Below are 13,459 nucleotides of genomic sequence, written 5' to 3' on the forward strand. Positions count from 1 at the left end.
GGCGCCAAGGACACCAAGGCCCAAGGCGGCGAACAGCAGGATTGGAAGAAGGGTGTTGAGCATGATGGCTCCTACAGATATGCGGGTCTTCTGTAGGAGCGCGCTTGCCCGCGATTCAGGCGCTTCGGTCTGTCAGGCAAACCGCGTCATCGTTCTTCGCGGGCAAGCGCGCTCCTACAGGGTCACCATCAAAAGTCTTTACACAGCCGCAATGCGTCATAGATGGCGGCGTGTGTATTACGCTGCGCCACGCAGTCACCGACGCGGTACAGCAGGTAGCCATCACCCGACTGGCTCAACAACGGCTGAGGCTGGATCGCGAACAGGGCGTCGATGTCGATCTGGCCTTTGTTGCGCGAATCTTCCTTGAGGCCGTAGTACAGCTCTTCGTCAGGACGCACACCGTTCTCGATCACCACTTGGTCGATCACCCGCTCCTCTTTGGCGCCGGTGTATTCGTTTTCCAGGACCGCCACCAGCTTGTCGCCTTCGCGGTAGACCTTCTCCAGCATCATGTCGCCGGTCATGATGATTTCTTTCGGATACATGCTGCGGTAGTACGTCGGGAACGACGTGCCGCCCATGGCCACGCCCGGCTTGATGTCATCGGTGACGATCTCGACCTGACTGCCTTTGTCGGCCATGAAGTCGGCCACCGACATACCGGTGAATTCACAGATGGTGTCGTAAACCAGCACGTTCTTGGCCGGCGCAACCTTGCCGTCCAGCACGTCCCAGCTGCTGACCACCAGGCCTTCAGCCGCGCCCCAGTGCTCGTTCTGTTCGATGAACGGATGACCGCCCACCGCCAGCACCACCACATCCGGGCGCAGGTCGCGAATAGTCGCCACATCAGCGGCGGTGCCCAGACGCAGATCAACCTTCAGCCGCGCCAGTTCCAGCTGATACCAGCGGGTGATACCGGCGATCTGATCACGTTGCGGCGCTTTCGAGGCCGTGGTGATCTGGCCGCCAATGGCGTCCTTCTTCTCGAACAGCGTCACGTCATGGCCACGCTCGGCCGATACACGCGCAGCTTCCATCCCCGCAGGACCGGCACCGACGATCACCACTTTGCGTTTCACGCCGGTGGTTTTTTCGATGATGTGCGGCACGCCCATGTATTCGCGGGAGGTCGCGGCGTTCTGGATGCACAGCACATCCAGACCCTGGTACTGACGGTCGATGCAGTAGTTGGCACCGACGCACTGACGAATCTGGTCAACCTGGCCCATCTTGATCTTGGTGATCAGGTGCGGGTCGGCGATGTGCGCGCGGGTCATGCCGACCATGTCGACGTAACCGCCTTCCAGGATACGGGTGGCCTGGTTCGGGTCCTTGATGTTCTGCGCGTGCAGCACCGGAGCCTTGACCACTTCCTTGATACCGGCCGCCAAATGCAGGAACGGCTCCGGTGGATAACTCATGTTGGGAATCACGTTGGCCAAGGTGTTGTGCGTGTCGCACCCCGAGCCGACCACACCGATGAAGTCGATCATGCCGGTCTGGTCGTAATACTTGGCGATCTCTTTCATGTCTTCATGGCTGAGACCGTCCGGGTGGAATTCGTCACCGCAGATGCGCAGGCCCACGCAGAAGTCAGGGCCGACTTCCTTGCGCACGGCCTTGATCACTTCCAGACCGAAGCGCATGCGATTTTCGAAGCTGCCGCCCCACTCGTCGGTGCGCTTGTTGACCCGCGGGCTCCAGAACTGGTCGATCATGTGCTGGTGCACGGCCGACAGCTCGACGCCGTCCAGGCCACCGGCCTTGGCGCGAGCTGCAGCGCTGGCGTAGTTGCCAATCACGCGCCAGATCTCTTCCGGCTCGATGGTCTTGCAGGTTGCGCGGTGCACAGGCTCGCGGATACCCGATGGCGACATCAGCGTCGGCCAATGGTCGCCGTCCCAACGGGAGCGGCGGCCCATGTGAGTGATCTGAATCATGATCTTGGCGCCATGCTTGTGCATGGCGTCCGCAAGATTCTGGAAGTGCGGGATGATCTTGTCGGTGGCCAGGTTGACCGACTTCCACCAGCTTTGCGGGCTGTCGATGGCCACGCTGGAAGAGCCGCCACAAATGGCCAGGCCGATGCCGCCTTTGGCTTTCTCCTCGTAATACTTCACGTAACGGTCGGTGGTCATGCCGCCATCGGTGGCGTAAACCTCGGCGTGCGCGGTACTGAGGACGCGGTTGCGGATTGTCAGTTTGCCGATTTGAATCGGCTGAAACATTGCTTCGAAAGCCATCTCACGGTCCTCGGCTTACAACGGTTTTACGACGAACAGGCCATCTTCGTGGCCCTCTTCCGATCCGCCGTAAACCTGCTCGGCTACAGTGCGAACGGAACTGCCTTTGGCAGCGAGGATCTGGTCCATGGCGCCGGCGAACCAGCCTGTGAACATGTAATCGACCTTGCGACCGACCTTGCCATAGACGTAGACGAACGCCGAGTGCTCAAGCTTCACGCTAGCGGTGCCTTTATCGAGGTCGATTTCCTGGATCTTGAACAGGCCCCAGCCACGCTGCGACAGGCGATTCATGTAGTGCTCGAACACCGCGACGCCTTCGATGCCATGGCATTCGGCTTCTTTCTCGCACCAGTGCCACGCGGACTTGTAACCGGCCTTGTAGAGGATCTCGGCATAGGCTTCAGCGCCCAGCACCTCCTCGATGCCCATGTGGTTGTTGACGAAGAAGTGACGCGGGACGTACAGCATCGGCAGGGCGTCGGAGGTCCAGACACCGGTCTCGCTGTCGACTTCGATTGGCAATTGCGGGGCGATCTTGGCCATGGAAACTTAACTCCAGAAAATTCGTGTAATTGAAAACAAAGCCCTTGGCTTCGCTTTTTGAAGATGTTCGCAGGTGGTTTCAGCGCCGTAGCGAGCAAGGCCAAGAGCAAGGAAGGACCGGAGCGAAAGGTGAGGCAGTACTCATGTACGGCGATCCTTTCGCAAGGACCTGACGCAGCTATTGGTCTGCGCAGTAGGCTCTGGAGCCGCCCACGCTATTCGCCCCAGACGTCGCCCAGGATGCGAACCCAGTTTTCGCCCATGATCTTGCGCACAACGCGCTCCGAATGGCCGCGTTTGAGCAGGGTTTCGGTCAGGTTCGGGAACTCGCCGACAGTGCGGATACCCAGCGGATTGATGATCGTGCCGAAGTTGGTCAGACGACGGGCGTAGCCCTTGTCGTGGGTCAGGTATTCGAAGAATTCCTGGCCGTGCCCCTGGGTGAAGTCGGTGCCGATGCCGATGGCGTCTTCGCCGACGATATTCATGACGTATTCGATGGCTTCGGCGTAGTCGTCGATGGTCGAATCGATGCCCTTGGCCAGGAACGGCGCGAACATGGTCACGCCCACGAAGCCGCCGTGGTCAGCGATAAACTTCAGTTCAGCGTCGGATTTGTTGCGAGGGTGCTCTTTGAGACCCGAAGGCAGGCAGTGAGAATAGGTCACTGGCTTTTTCGATTCGAGGATGACTTCTTCGGAGGTCTTGGAGCCGACGTGGGACAGGTCGCACATGATGCCGACGCGGTTCATTTCCGCGACGATTTCACGACCGAAGCCCGACAGGCCGCCGTCGCGCTCGTAGCAACCGGTGCCGACGAGGTTCTGGGTGTTGTAGCACATCTGCACGATGCCCACGCCCAGCTGCTTGAAGATCTCGACGTAGCCGATCTGGTCTTCGAACGCGTGGGCGTTCTGGAAGCCGAACAGGATGCCGGTCTTGCCCAGCTCTTTAGCCTTGCGGATGTCAGCCGTGTTGCGCACCTGAATCACCAGATCGCTGTTTTCGCGAATCAGCTTCTGGCTCGACGCGATGCTGTTGACGGTCTGCTGAAAGCCTTCCCACACCGACACAGTGCAGTTGGCCATGGTCAGGCCGCCTTTGCGCATGTCTTCGAACAGCTCACGGTTCCATTTGGCAATGATCAGACCGTCGATAACGATGCTGTCGGCGTGTAATTCGGCTGGGCTCATCAGGCTGTCCCCTTTAGGTTAATCGTGCGCCGAAACGTCTGCCGGCGCTTTGGGGCCAGCATATGCCTGCGGGTGGGATGAGCCGGATGCAAAAACGACAGGGGAATTGCCGAAAGCGTCAAGAAACGACAAAGGGCGACCTCATGCGTCTGGGCCTTGCGTTTGATAACTGTTCTTTGCCGCGCGCTTGGGCGAGAATTCCCCGCATCACTGAATCGGGAAACCCCAATGAAGACGATTTTTCTGGCTCTGGCACTACTGGCGACAGGCGCTCATGCGGCGGTAAACCCGGACGCCACCCCTTGCGACGGCGTAGACGAAGACAAGCAGACCCTGGAATGCTCGGTGTACAGCCGTGACACGGCCGTCAAACTGCTGGACGAGAATTTCCAGAACCTCCTGGAGCGGGTGAAAGTGCAGTTCGGCGCCAACAAGGCGCAATCCGACGAATTCTCGGCCAAGCTGAAAACCGCAGAAGACGCCTGGAAGAAACTGCGCGACGCCGACTGCGCCGTGGAGGTGTTCCCCGCCAAACCCGGCACCAAGGAATTCAACATCGGCCAGAACGACTGCCTGGCGCGCATGAGCGACGAGCGTTCCGAGTACCTGGAAAGCATCGCGCAGTCTGAATGACGTTCGAATGCGCTACCCTGACACCTTTTACAGGCTCAAGGTCAGCACATGAACATCTGCGGCGTAGAAATCAAAGGCAGCGAAGCCATCTTCGCTGTCGCCACTCGCGCATCCGGCGCCCCTGAACATCTGCCGCTGGCAACCAAGAAGATCGCCCTAGAAGACGATGACGAAGCCGCCAACGTCAAAGCTTTTGCCCGCCAGATCGCGACCTTCGTTCACGAAAATGCCATCACCCACATCGCCATTAAAAAGCGCAGCAAGAAAGGCGAGTTCGCCGGCGGCCCGACCACCTTCAAGATCGAGACGATTTTCCAGCTGCTTGACGAATGCGACGTGGTGCTGTTGTCGCCGCAGACCATCAATGCGCAGATGAAAAAGCACAACTTCGACCTGCCTGCAGGGCTGAACAAGTATCAGCACGAGGCCTACAAGGCGGCGTGTTCGGCGCTGATGAAGGGCTTGAAGTAACAGTTGGAGTCAACGCTCTACCCTGTGGGAGCGAATTCATTCGCGAATCAATTGATCAGCCGCCACATCTCCATCGGATGTACCGGCCATCGCGAATGAATTCGCTCCCACAGAAATCTGCATATTTCCAGCTATTTAGCGTCTGACACTACCGACTTCAGCTCTCTTGCCACCCGCCCGCGATCCTCCCTCGGGCACACCCCATACCGCGCCTTGTAACTGCGGGTGAAATACGACGGCGACTCAAACCCGCAGGCGATGCTGACCTCCAGCACGCTCATGTCGCTCTGGCGCAGCAGCTGCCGGGCTTTCTCCAGTCGCAGGCCCAGATAGAAGTTGCTCGGCGTGTCATTCAGGTGCAGACGAAACAGCCGCTCCAGCTGGCGGCGCGTCACCTGAATGCCCTCGGCCAGTTCAAGGGTGCTCAAGGGCGGCTCGGTGTGTTGCTCCATCACGCCGATCACCTGCACCAGCTTCTTGTTGTTGATGCCGTAACGCGTGGCGATCTGCATGCGCTGGTGGTCTTTGCGCTGGCGGATGCGGCCGAGCACGAATTGCTCGGAGACCTTGATCGCCAGATCCGGGCCGTGGGCCTGACCGATGAGGTCGAGCATCAGGTCGATGGAAGCCGTGCCGCCGGCCGAACTGATGCGACGTCGGTCGATTTCGAACAATTCCTGGGTCGCCTGCAGGGTCGGGTAAGTTTCCTTGAACGCATCAAGCGCTTCCCAGTGCAAGGTCAGACGATAGCCCTCCAGCAGGCCCGCTTCGGCCAATACGAAACTGCCAGTGTCGATGGCGCCCAGGGTCACGCCTTCCAGATCGATGCGGCGCAGCCAGTGCTCAAGGGTCGAGGTGTAGAACTTCAGCGGGTCGACACTGCTCATGACGCACAGCGTCGCGCCTTTCTTCAGCGGCTCCAGCGCGGCATCGGCGTTGACCGACATGCCATTGCTGGCGATCACCGGCCCGCCATCGATGCTCAGCACATGCCAACGATACAACTCCCCGCCAAACCGATTGGCCACCCGCAACGGCTCAATCGCCGAAACGAAACCCATCATCGAAAAACCGGGCATGAGCAAAAAGTAGAAATCCTGGGACATCGTTGGCGCGTTCCTTGGGGATTTTTTGGCAGGCAAAACCACCGTAGGAGCGCGCTTGCCCGCGATTGGGGTATGCCTGTGCCGGCTCAATGACGGACACACCGCAATCGCGGGCAAGCGCGCTCCTACCGTTCTGATCCTGTATGAGATACGCCTGTTCAGACAACGAGGCAACAACACAGGTCGCTACCGTGCAAGAGCCTGTCGCCGCTGTGCGTTTTGAGGGGCCTTGGGCTGCGTAGCTTTGCACCTCAAAAGCGGGCGCCAAAAAGCCTGCGCACGTAAACGACCCTGGCCTGCAAGGAACCTCACTCATGAATCACGACGTCATCATCACCTGCGCACTCACCGGTGCTGGCGACACGACCGGGAAAAGCCATCTGGTCCCGATCACCCCGAAACAGATCGCTGCCGCTGCCGTCGAGGCCGCCAAAGCAGGCGCAACCGTCGTGCATTGCCACGTGCGTGATCCGCAGACCGGCAAGTTCAGCCGTGACGTCGAGCTGTACCGCGAGACCATGGACCGCATCCGTGAGGCGGACATCGACATCATCGTCAACCTGACCGCAGGCATGGGGGGCGACTTGGAAATCGGCCCGGGCGAGCGCCCTACCGATTTCGGCCCGAACACTGACCTCGTCGGCCCGCTGACCCGTCTGGCCCACGTGGAGGCGCTGTTGCCGGAGATCTGCACGCTGGACTGCGGCACTCTGAACTTCGGCGACGGCGACACCATTTATGTGTCCACCCCGGCGCAACTGCGCGCAGGTGCCAAGCGAATTCAGGAGCTGGGGGTGAAGGCCGAGCTGGAAATCTTCGACACCGGCCACTTGTGGTTCGCCAAGCAGATGATGAAAGAAGGCCTGCTGGACAACCCGCTGTTCCAGCTGTGCCTGGGCATCCCGTGGGGTGCACCGGCAGACACCACCACCATGAAGGCCATGGTCGACAACCTGCCAGCGGACGTGGTCTGGGCCGGCTTCGGTATCGGCCGCATGCAGATGCCGATGGCCGCGCAGGCGGTGCTGCTGGGCGGCAACGTGCGGGTTGGTCTGGAAGACAACATCTGGCTGGATAAAGGCGTGCTGGCGAGCAACGGCGCGCTGGTCGAGCGCGCCAGCGAAATCCTCAGCCGCATGGGCGCTCGGGTCATGACCCCTGCAGAAGGCCGCGTGAAGATGGGCCTGAAAAAGCGGTTCTGATCCAGCCTCACCTGATCATCCTGTGGGAGCGAATTCATTCGCGATACGGTTTGACAGACGATGAAACTCCGTCGGATGTACAGGCCTCTCGCGAATGAATTCGCTCCCACAGTTGACCGCATTGACCACTGAATTCTCGTCAGGACATCACCATGACCTTCATCACCGAAATCAAAACCTTCGCCGCACTCGGTAGCGGCGTCATCGGCAGCGGCTGGGTGGCTCGCGCCCTCGCCCATGGCCTGGACGTCATCGCCTGGGACCCGGCACCGGGTGCCGAGGCCGCACTGCGCAAGCGCGTCGCCAATGCCTGGCCTGCCCTTGAGCAGAAAGGTTTGGCAGCAGGTGCTTCGCAGGATCGCCTGACGTTCGTGGCGACCATCGAAGAGTGCGTGCGCGACGCCGATTTCATTCAGGAAAGCGCGCCTGAGCGGCTTGAACTCAAGCTCGACCTGCACAGCAAGATCAGCGCAGCCGCCAAGCCCAACGCCATCATCGGCTCCAGTACCTCGGGGCTGCTGCCTTCGGAGTTCTATGAAAGCGCCACCCACCCTGAGCGTTGCCTGGTCGGTCACCCGTTCAACCCGGTGTACTTGCTCCCGTTGGTCGAGGTCGTCGGCGGCAAGAACACTGCGCCCGAGGCTGTGGAAGCGGCGATCAAGGTCTATGAGTCCCTCGGCATGCGCCCCCTGCACGTTCGCAAGGAAGTCCCGGGCTTCATCGCTGACCGTTTGCTCGAAGCGCTGTGGCGCGAGGCGCTCCACCTGGTCAACGATGGCGTGGCCACCACGGGCGAAATCGACGACGCGATCCGCTTCGGCGCCGGGCTGCGCTGGTCGTTCATGGGCACGTTCCTGACCTACACCCTCGCGGGCGGCGACGCGGGCATGCGTCACTTCATGGCGCAGTTCGGGCCTGCATTGCAATTGCCGTGGACCTACCTGCCTGCGCCCGAATTGACCGACAAGCTGATCGACGATGTGGTCGATGGCACCCGCGATCAACTCGGCACCCACAGCATTTCGGCGCTGGAGCGTTATCGCGATGACTGCCTGCTGGCGGTGCTGGAGGCGGTGAAGACCACCAAGGCCAAGCATGGGATGGCGTTCAGCGATTAAGCCCGCGCCACCCGCCATCTACCTGTGGGAGCGAATTCATTCGCGATGCGGTGGCATAGACGACAGGAATGTGTCGAATGTACCGGCCAATCGCGAATGAATTCGCTCCCACAGGGGGTCTGCATTCCAATTTTCACGGACCTCATCATGCCCGCTTTGACTACCTATAGAACCCCGATCCTTCAGGATTGGGTCGATTACAACGGCCACCTTCGCGATGCGTTTTATCTGCTGATCTTCAGCTACGCGACCGACGCTTTCATGGATCGCATCGGCCTGGCCAGCGACGATCGGGACGCCAGCGGCAACTCGCTGTTCACTCTGGAAGCCCATATCAATTATCTGCATGAGGTGAAACTCGGCGAAGAGGTCGAAGTGCGCACCCAGATCGTCGCCCACGACCTCAAGCGCGTGCAGCTTTATCACAGTTTGTACAAGGCAGGTCGCGATGAGGAACTGGCGGCCAGTGACCAGATGCTGCTGCATGTCGACCTGGCCGCAGGCCCGAAATCAGCGCCGTTCAGCGAGCAGTCGCTGGAGGCGTTGCGACTGCTGACCGAAGCGCAGCAGGACCAGCCGGCGCCGGTCTACGTGGGTCGAGTGATCGGTTTACCGCGCAAAGCATGATCCGTCGGGTGACTTCCACAGTTTGATATCAGTGCGGACCAGAGAAGCCAGCCACAAAAAAGCCCGCATCGCTGCGGGCTTTTTCTTACCGATGAACCGATCAAATAATGATCAGTTGACCTTGGCGTTCAACTCGCCTTTGGCGTATCGCTCGAACATCTTCTCCAGGGAGATCGGCTTGATCTTGGAGGCGTTGCCGGCGGTGCCGAACGCTTCGTAACGTGCGATGCAGACGTCGCGCATGGCCGCCACGGTTTTGGCCAGGTATTTACGCGGGTCGAATTCAGCCGGGTTCTTGGCCATGAATTCGCGGATGGCACCGGTGGACGCCAGACGCAGGTCGGTGTCGATATTGACCTTGCGCACGCCGTGCTTGATGCCTTCGACGATTTCTTCGACCGGCACGCCGTAGGTTTCTTTGATGTCGCCGCCGTACTGGTTGATGATTTTCAGCCATTCCTGAGGCACGGACGAAGAACCGTGCATCACCAAGTGGGTGTTCGGAATGCGTTTGTGGATCTCTTTGATGCGCTCGATCGCCAGGATGTCGCCGGTAGGCGGCTTGGTGAACTTGTACGCGCCGTGGCTGGTGCCAATGGCGATAGCGAGGGCGTCGACCTGGGTCTTCTTGACGAAGTCGGCCGCTTCTTCCGGATCGGTCAGCATCTGGCTGTGATCCAGCTGACCTTCGGCGCCCACGCCGTCTTCTTCGCCCGCCATACCGGTTTCCAGCGAGCCCAGAACACCCAGCTCACCTTCTACCGAAACGCCGCAGGCGTGAGCCATGGCAACGGTTTCCTGGGTCACGCGTACGTTGTACTCGTAGTCCGCCGGGCTCTTGCCGTCTTCGCGTAGCGAGCCGTCCATCATGACCGAGCTGAAGCCCAGCTGGATCGAACGCTGGCAGATGGCAGGGCTGGTGCCGTGATCCTGGTGCATGACCACCGGGATGTGCGGGAATTCTTCGATTGCCGCCAGGATCAGGTGACGCAGGAACGGGGCGCCTGCGTATTTACGCGCACCGGCCGAAGCCTGAACGATCACCGGGGAATCGGTCTTGTCGGCCGCTTCCATAATGGCGCGCATCTGTTCCAGGTTGTTCACGTTGAATGCAGGAACGCCGTAGCCGAATTCGGCGGCGTGGTCCAACATCTGGCGCATGCTGATAAGTGCCATTGTCTGTCTCTCTCCCGGTAGGGTCGTTAATCGCGTGTGCCTGCCGTAGCGGCGGCTATTCAAATTATAGGGGCGGTACTGCTGATCACCGCCCGGTGTTGCATCGATCGGACCGCTTGATGCCTTACGGCGCCTTGCAGCCGCGACCGATCAAATCGTTGGTAGCGTCCCAGTAAACCAGGCCTTCGCTACCCTTATTGTCGAACGCCAGCACACCGTTGCTGTAGAGCGCACCCGAAGCACCGGGGGCGGCCTGCAAGCGGAACACCTGCTCGCTCTGGTTCAGGCGAACGTCGACCTCTTTTTTCGCGGCGTCAGCGTAACGCCAGTAAACCTCGGCCTTGCTGTCGCAGACCCAATGGGTCCAGGCCGCAGCCGGTTCAGAAGCCTTCATGCTGGCGCAACCGCCCAGCAGCATCAGTGTCGCAAGGGCAATCAAGCCTTTCATTACCACTCCTGGAACCCCTGCGAAGGCTGAGCTCAGTCAGTGCTTCGATCGCCAGGGGCAGTTCTTTTTCTGATATTCGCGAAGGCTGTCAGTTCAGATTCAACGACAGGCAACCGGCCCGACAGCGGGCATGAACTCGTATTTTTCCCAGACTTCAGGACCGCCGCGCTTGTAGACGATCGGCACGGTTTCAGCCTGCCAGCCGGCCTGATAGCAGCTGACCTGAAGCTGTTGCGGCGCACCGTTGAGCGCCGCCTGGGCTTCAGGCTTGCTTGCGCAGCCGACCAGCAACCCCGCCATGATCAACAGCGGTAATGGCTTGACCATCTCATTCCCCTTCACCCAGGCCCGAATCTCAGGCCTTGGCGCGTTGTTCCAGAATTTCCACGGCCGGCAGGACCTTGCCCTCGACGAACTCGAGGAACGCGCCACCGCCTGTGGAAATGTAGGAGATTTTCTTGCCCACACCGTATTTGTCGATTGCCGCCAACGTGTCGCCGCCGCCCGCGATGGAGAACGCAGGGCTGTCAGCGATGGCCTCGGCCAGCACTTTGGTGCCGTTGCCGAACTGGTCGAATTCGAACACGCCGACAGGGCCGTTCCACAGGATAGTCTTGGAAGATTTCAACAAATCGGCGAAATGTGCGGCAGTTTTCGGGCCAATGTCGAGGATCATGTCGTCGTCGGAGACGTCGGCGATCAGTTTGACGGTGGCTTCTGCATCTTGAGCGAACGCCTTGGCGACCACGACATCTACCGGCAACGGCACGCTGACCTTGGCCGCAATGGCTTTGGCGGTGTCCAGCAGGTCCGGTTCGTACAGCGATTTGCCCACCTTGTGGCCCGCAGCAGCCAGGAAAGTATTGGCGATGCCGCCACCGACGATCAGTTGATCACAGAGGGTGCTCAGGCTGTTCAGCACGTCCAGCTTGGTCGACACCTTGGAGCCGGCAACGATGGCGGCCATTGGCTTGGCCGGATTGCCCAGCGCCTTGCCGAGTGCGTCCAGCTCAGCGGCCAGCAGCGGGCCAGCCGCCGCGATTTTGGCGAACTTGGCCACGCCGTGAGTCGAGCCTTCAGCGCGGTGAGCGGTGCCGAAAGCGTCCATCACGAAGACGTCGCACAGCGCAGCGTATTTCTGCGCCAGCTCGTCGGCGTTCTTCTTCTCGCCCTTGTTGAAACGCACGTTTTCGAACAGCACGATGTCGCCGGCCTTGACGTCCACGCCATCCAGGTATTCAGCCACCAACGGCACGTCACGGCCCAGCGCCTTGCTCAGATACTCGGCAACGGGCTTTAGGCTGTTCTCGGCGGAAAATTCACCTTCGGTCGGACGACCCAGGTGCGAGCAAACCATGACGGCGGCGCCCTTTTCCAGCGCCAGCTTGATGGTCGGCAGCGAAGCAAGAATGCGTGCATCGCTGGTGACGACACCATCCTTGACCGGGACGTTGAGGTCTTCGCGGATCAGCACACGCTTACCTTGCAGGTCGAGGTCGGTCATCTTCAACACGGTCATGAGGCGTTCCTGTGTTTATTACTGTTGTTTATGGATACTGCGCAAATAGTGATCAGCGACGTCCAGCATTCGATTGGCAAAACCCCATTCGTTGTCGAACCAGGCCAGCACGTTGACCAGCCGCGGGCCGGAAACCCGCGTCTGGCTGGCATCGATGATGGCCGAATGAGGGTCATGGTTGAAATCACAACTGGCGTGCGGCAATTCGGTGTAGGCCAGCAAGCCTTTGAGCGGGCCACGTGTGGCGGCCTCGCGCAGGATGCGGTTGATCTCGACCGCATCGGTATCACGCGCCACCTGCGCCGTGATATCCAGACATGAGACGTTCACCGTCGGCACACGAACTGCTTTGGCCTGAATTCGGCCGGCAAGTTCCGGAAGCAGCCGCTCGATACCACGCGCCAGACCAGTGGACACCGGAATGATCGACTGGAACGCCGAGCGCGTGCGACGCAGATCCTCATGATGATAGGCGTCAATCACGGGTTGGTCGTTCATCGCCGAGTGAATCGTGGTGATGGTCACGTATTCCAGGCGTAGCTCGCGGTTGAGCAGGTCCAGCAACGGCACGCTGCAGTTGGTGGTGCAGGACGCGGCCGAGACCAGCAGCTCGTCGCCAGTCAGTGTTTGCTGGTTGATGCCGTAGACGATGGTGGCGTCGACATCCGCCTCGCTGGCCATCGGCTGGGAGAACAGCACACGCGGCGCGCGCGCAGACAGAAAGCGTTCGCCATCGAGACGGGTGTTGTAGACGCCCGAGCACTCGAGCACCAGATCGACGTCCAGCTCGTTCCAGTCGATGCCTTCCGGCGTCGCGCTGCGGAACACTTTGATGACGTGATCGTTGATGTACAGAAAATCGCCTTCGACCCGCACTTCGCCCGGAAACCGGCCGTGTGTGGAGTCAAAACGCGTAAGGTATTCGAGACTGGCCATGTCGGCCAGATCGTTGATTGCCACCACTTCAAAGCCCGCCTTCGCGCCTCGCTCGCACAGCGCGCGCAGCACGCAGCGGCCGATCCGACCGTAACCATTGAGGGCGACTTTAAAAGGGCGTGACTGAGGCATGAGGGTTCTCAAATATTTCGTGATGTTTAGAGAACCTGTAGGAGCGCGCTTGCCCGCGATTGCGGTGTGTCAGCGAAGTATCCGGTGACAGGCAGATCGCAAT

At 60.1% G+C, this 13,459-nt stretch carries 14 protein-coding genes; 5 read left to right on the forward strand and 9 right to left on the reverse strand.

Features of this window, described 5'->3' with window-relative positions:
• Positions 1-188 precede the first annotated feature (188 nt).
• From dgcA to AC07V9_RS29335, 3 genes are all read right to left on the reverse strand, one after another.
• Positions 189-2,249 carry a dimethylglycine demethylation protein DgcA gene (dgcA, locus tag AC07V9_RS29325; protein ID WP_495019117.1) on the reverse strand — a complete coding sequence of 687 codons (2,061 nt, stop codon included), beginning with the start codon at positions 2,247-2,249 and terminating at the stop codon, positions 189-191.
• 15 nt (positions 2,250-2,264) lie between these two features.
• Complete coding sequence (locus tag AC07V9_RS29330; RefSeq protein WP_093468445.1) at positions 2,265-2,795, reverse strand: DUF5943 domain-containing protein; 531 nt, start codon at positions 2,793-2,795, stop codon at positions 2,265-2,267.
• Between the two features lie 215 nt (positions 2,796-3,010).
• The gene (locus AC07V9_RS29335; RefSeq protein ID WP_495019118.1) at positions 3,011-3,988 is read right to left on the reverse strand and encodes a dipeptidase; all 978 of its coding nucleotides are present in this window, start codon (positions 3,986-3,988) and stop codon (positions 3,011-3,013) included.
• Positions 3,989-4,216: 228 nt separating this feature from the next.
• Between AC07V9_RS29335 and AC07V9_RS29340 the strand changes: the two genes are divergently transcribed.
• Positions 4,217-4,621: a lysozyme inhibitor LprI family protein gene (locus AC07V9_RS29340; protein WP_495019119.1), complete on the forward strand. Its 405-nt coding sequence runs from the start codon at positions 4,217-4,219 to the stop codon at positions 4,619-4,621.
• 48 nt (positions 4,622-4,669) lie between these two features.
• Positions 4,670-5,092, forward strand: a complete 423-nt coding sequence (locus tag AC07V9_RS29345) for a DUF3010 family protein (protein ID WP_495019120.1) — start codon at positions 4,670-4,672, stop codon at positions 5,090-5,092.
• Between the two features lie 131 nt (positions 5,093-5,223).
• On the opposite strand, the gene AC07V9_RS29350 is transcribed toward AC07V9_RS29345, so the two are convergent.
• Positions 5,224-6,198 (reverse strand): GlxA family transcriptional regulator, encoded by a 975-nt coding sequence (locus AC07V9_RS29350; protein ID WP_495019121.1) that lies wholly within the window; start codon positions 6,196-6,198, stop codon positions 5,224-5,226.
• Positions 6,199-6,512: 314 nt separating this feature from the next.
• Here AC07V9_RS29350 and cdhC point away from each other — a divergent pair, with 314 nt between their 5' ends.
• From cdhC to AC07V9_RS29365, 3 genes are all read left to right on the forward strand, one after another.
• Positions 6,513-7,400 (forward strand): 3-dehydrocarnitine:acetyl-CoA trimethylamine transferase CdhC, encoded by an 888-nt coding sequence (gene cdhC / locus AC07V9_RS29355; RefSeq protein WP_062385377.1) that lies wholly within the window; start codon positions 6,513-6,515, stop codon positions 7,398-7,400.
• Positions 7,401-7,552: 152 nt separating this feature from the next.
• Complete coding sequence (locus tag AC07V9_RS29360) at positions 7,553-8,518, forward strand: L-carnitine dehydrogenase (protein ID WP_495019122.1); 966 nt, start codon at positions 7,553-7,555, stop codon at positions 8,516-8,518.
• A 147-nt stretch (positions 8,519-8,665) separates the two neighbouring features.
• On the forward strand, positions 8,666-9,145 hold the full coding sequence (locus tag AC07V9_RS29365) for a thioesterase family protein (protein ID WP_495019123.1): 480 nt from the start codon (positions 8,666-8,668) through the stop codon (positions 9,143-9,145).
• Between the two features lie 111 nt (positions 9,146-9,256).
• Here the strand turns inward: AC07V9_RS29365 and fba are convergent, their stop codons facing one another.
• The 5 genes from fba to epd form a co-directional block, all read right to left on the reverse strand.
• Positions 9,257-10,321 (reverse strand): class II fructose-bisphosphate aldolase, encoded by a 1,065-nt coding sequence (fba, locus tag AC07V9_RS29370; protein ID WP_495019124.1) that lies wholly within the window; start codon positions 10,319-10,321, stop codon positions 9,257-9,259.
• Positions 10,322-10,445: 124 nt separating this feature from the next.
• A complete protein-coding gene (locus AC07V9_RS29375; RefSeq protein WP_495019125.1) occupies positions 10,446-10,769 on the reverse strand; it encodes an MliC family protein in 324 nt (107 codons plus the stop codon).
• Between the two features lie 99 nt (positions 10,770-10,868).
• The gene (locus AC07V9_RS29380; protein WP_495019126.1) at positions 10,869-11,096 is read right to left on the reverse strand and encodes a putative periplasmic lipoprotein; all 228 of its coding nucleotides are present in this window, start codon (positions 11,094-11,096) and stop codon (positions 10,869-10,871) included.
• Between the two features lie 28 nt (positions 11,097-11,124).
• Positions 11,125-12,288, reverse strand: a complete 1,164-nt coding sequence (locus AC07V9_RS29385; protein ID WP_495019127.1) for a phosphoglycerate kinase — start codon at positions 12,286-12,288, stop codon at positions 11,125-11,127.
• 18 nt (positions 12,289-12,306) lie between these two features.
• On the reverse strand, positions 12,307-13,356 hold the full coding sequence (gene epd, locus AC07V9_RS29390; RefSeq protein ID WP_495019128.1) for an erythrose-4-phosphate dehydrogenase: 1,050 nt from the start codon (positions 13,354-13,356) through the stop codon (positions 12,307-12,309).
• Positions 13,357-13,459: the final 103 nt, after the last annotated feature.

It is taken from the genome of Pseudomonas sp. GW821-FHT02A11 (assembly GCF_059421985.1).